4 protein-coding genes are annotated in these 2,932 nt (G+C 65.9%); 3 read left to right on the top strand and 1 reads right to left on the bottom strand.

Annotation, left to right across the window (positions count from 1 at the left end; genetic code table 11):
* The first annotated feature begins 456 nt into the window (after positions 1-456).
* Both B2527_RS05480 and B2527_RS05475 read left to right on the top strand, forming a co-directional pair.
* Entirely contained in the window at positions 457-1,128 is a 672-nt protein-coding gene (locus B2527_RS05480) for a DUF4124 domain-containing protein (protein ID WP_293706525.1), read from the top strand.
* The gene (locus B2527_RS05475) at positions 1,128-1,736 is read left to right on the top strand and encodes a DUF4124 domain-containing protein (RefSeq protein WP_293706524.1); all 609 of its coding nucleotides are present in this window, start codon (positions 1,128-1,130) and stop codon (positions 1,734-1,736) included. Before B2527_RS05480 ends, B2527_RS05475 begins: the two co-directional genes overlap by 1 nt.
* Here the strand turns inward: B2527_RS05475 and B2527_RS05470 are convergent.
* Positions 1,724-2,500 (bottom strand): SDR family oxidoreductase, encoded by a 777-nt coding sequence (locus B2527_RS05470; RefSeq protein WP_293706523.1) that lies wholly within the window; start codon positions 2,498-2,500, stop codon positions 1,724-1,726. The two genes, B2527_RS05475 and B2527_RS05470, sit on opposite strands and share 13 nt — an antisense overlap.
* 94 nt (positions 2,501-2,594) lie before the next feature.
* Between B2527_RS05470 and B2527_RS05465 the strand changes: the two genes are divergently transcribed.
* Positions 2,595-2,831: a hypothetical protein gene (locus tag B2527_RS05465; RefSeq protein WP_293706522.1), complete on the top strand. Its 237-nt coding sequence runs from the start codon at positions 2,595-2,597 to the stop codon at positions 2,829-2,831.
* Positions 2,832-2,932 lie beyond the last annotated feature (101 nt).

Raw genomic sequence — 2,932 nt, 5'->3', positions numbered from 1 at the left:
CCCTCCCAACCCTCCCCTTGGCTTCGCCAAAAGGAGGGCGCAAAGGCGTAGTGCCGAGCCATGCTCGGCAGGGGCATTCACCGGTACAGCCTCAGCCGAGCGTGCCTCGGCGCTACAGGGCGCTTCCGACAATGCCCGAAAAGCCAACCCTTCCCCAACCCTCCCCTTGGCTTCGCCAAAAGGAGGGATCAAAGGCGTAGTGCCGAGCCATGCTCGGCAGGGGCATTCACCGGTACAGCCTCAGCCGAGCATGGCTCGGCGCTACAGGGCGCTTCCAGCAATGCCTGAAAAGCACCCCTCCCAACCCTCCCCTTGGCTTCGCCAAAAGGAGGGCGCAAAGGCGTAGTGCCGAACCATGCTCGGCAGGGGAATTCACCGGAAAAGCTCAGCCAAGCATGGCTCGGCGCTACAGGGCCGCATATGCCGCCCCGCCTGCGGGCATGGCACACTGTCCGCATGCGTCCTCGTCCACTCCTGCCTGGTTGCCTGCTCGGTTACCTGATCTGGTGGCCAACCGCCGCATTGGCGGTTGATCCGCCCGCCGCAGACAACGTGCGCCTCTACCGCTGCGTTGGCAGCAACGGGGCGGTGTCGCTGCAGGATGCACCCTGCACCAAGGCACACCAGCAACAGGTGCTGGACATGGCGCGACCGAAGGACCCACCGGCGCGCCCTGCCACAACACCGGTACCCGCACCCCCACCGGTCATCCAGCGCGAAGTGCGCGTGGTTACCGTGCAGCCGCCACAGCCGATGTACGAGTGCGTCACCAGCGAGGGCGAGCGCTATACCAGTGACAACAACGACGGCAATCCACGCTGGGTGCCGACATGGGGCTATGCCTATCCGAGCCACCACGGTCCCGGCCATGGGGGGCCGCGCCCTCCGCGCCCACCCGCTGGTGGTGACATCCCATGGCGAGCCGGCGTAGCGGTTCCAATGGGCTCGGTGCTGGTGCGCGACAGCTGCACTGCCTTGCCACCGCAGGAAGTCTGCGCGCGCTTGCGCGATCGCCGCTGGGAACTGATCCGGCGCTACAACAGCGCCCTGCAGAGCGAGCGCCGTGAGCTGGTGCGCGAACAGCGCGGTATTGAAGCGCGGCTGGACCAGGATTGTGGTGGCCACTGATGCGTCGACTGGTCCTGCTGATGCTGCTGTTGCCCGCTACGGCCCACGCCGGTGACATCACCTTCTACCGCTGCACCGACGCCAGCGGCGCGCTGACCATCCAGAACATGCCCTGCCCCAAGGGCATGCAACAGACCACCAAGGTGATGCAGGCCGTTGCCGCACCGCCGCCGATGCTGGCACCGCTGCCTGCACTCCCAGCGCCACCTGCAGCACCGGCGGCCCAGACCGCACCCACCACACCCGTAGCTCCCCTTCCGGTGGAAAAGCCGACACCGGTCGCCTTGCCGGCGCTGTTCCTGTGCAAGGGCCGCGGCATAGATGACTACCTCAGCGAAACCGCCGACCCACCCAGCCGTTGCGTACCGATGCGCGTGGTTGGACTTGACGGCAATCCCGCCAAGGGTGCCGGTGAAGCCTGCGAGGTACAGCGCGACACCTGCACCGCCATTGACCCCACGCAGCTGTGCAGCACCTGGCAGCAACGCGTGCGTGATGCGGAAACCGCGGCGCGCTTCACCTCGTTGGCACAACCGGACGCGCTAGCGCACTACCAGCGCCTGCAGGCGCTGTGGGACGCCAGTGACTGCGCCGCTCAGAAGCCGTAGCGCAGGAAGCCGCCGTCCACCGCGATGCATTCGCCGGTGACATAGCTCGAGGCCGGCAGGCACAGAAAGCCTACCGCGGCAGCGACTTCTTCGGGCTCACCGATACGCCGCATGGGCGTGCGCGCGATCACCTCGTCGTAATAATCCGGGTCCGACAGCGGCCCGGAAGTACGACGGGTGCGGATATACCACGGCGCCACCGAATTCACCCGGATACCATCCTCGGCCCATTCGCAGGCCAGGTTGCGGGTCATCTGCTGCATGCCGGCCTTGGTCATTCCATAGACCACGCCGCTGCGCACATGGGTGATGCCGGACACGCTGCCCACGTTGACGATGGCCGAGGAGGCATGCCGGGTGAGCAGCGGATGCGCGTAGCGGCACAGTTCGAACGCCGAGAACAGGTTGGTCTCGAAGATGCCGCGCCACTCGTCTTCGGAATATTCGGTTGCGGGCTTGGTGACGTTGCCACCGGCATTGTTGACCAGGATGTTCAGACCATCGCTGTGGTCTTCGACCCAGTCCAGGATCTCCTGCCGGTCCTGGTCATCGCTGACATCGGCGGAAAGCGCGTGGACGCTGCGGTCGGGAAAACTGTCGGCCAGCTCGTCGCGGGTGGTTTCCAGCGCATCGACATCGCGCCCGACGATCAGCAGGTCCGCGCCAAAGCCCATCAGCTCGCGTGCGATCGCCAGCCCGATGCCGGCGGTGGCTCCGGTTACCAAAGCGGTCTGTCCATCCAATCGCCAGCGCTGCGGGTTCATTGCGTTTCCTCGTCGATGCTCGGTGCGGCGCCGCGGAAGGACGCTGCGTGGGGATGGGACTAGGATAACGGCCTGAGCCCAATGGAGCATGCCGATGAAACCCCATCTCCTGTTGATCGCGCTTTTGCTGTTGGCCCTGGCCGCATGTGGCAAGCCACAGCCGCCGGACACCGAACGTCGCCCTGATCCACAGGCAACGGCATTGCGCGAGGCGATGAGCAAGGACCTGGACCAGGCGAAGGCGGCCGCTGCAGTCGCCGAACAGGCCAGCAAGGCACAGCAGGCCGAGCTGGATGCCGCGGCAGGCACAGCCGACGCTGCAAATCCGTAGTGCCGAGCCATGCTCGGCAGGGGCTTTACCAGCGAAAACCAACCCCTCCCCAACCCTCCCCTTCGCTACGCGAAAGGGAGAGAGCAAAGCGGTAGTGCCGA

It is taken from the genome of Stenotrophomonas sp. UBA7606 (assembly GCF_002477705.1).
GTDB lineage: Bacteria > Pseudomonadota > Gammaproteobacteria > Xanthomonadales > Xanthomonadaceae > Stenotrophomonas.
This window is presented reverse-complemented; position numbering and strand designations above follow the sequence as displayed.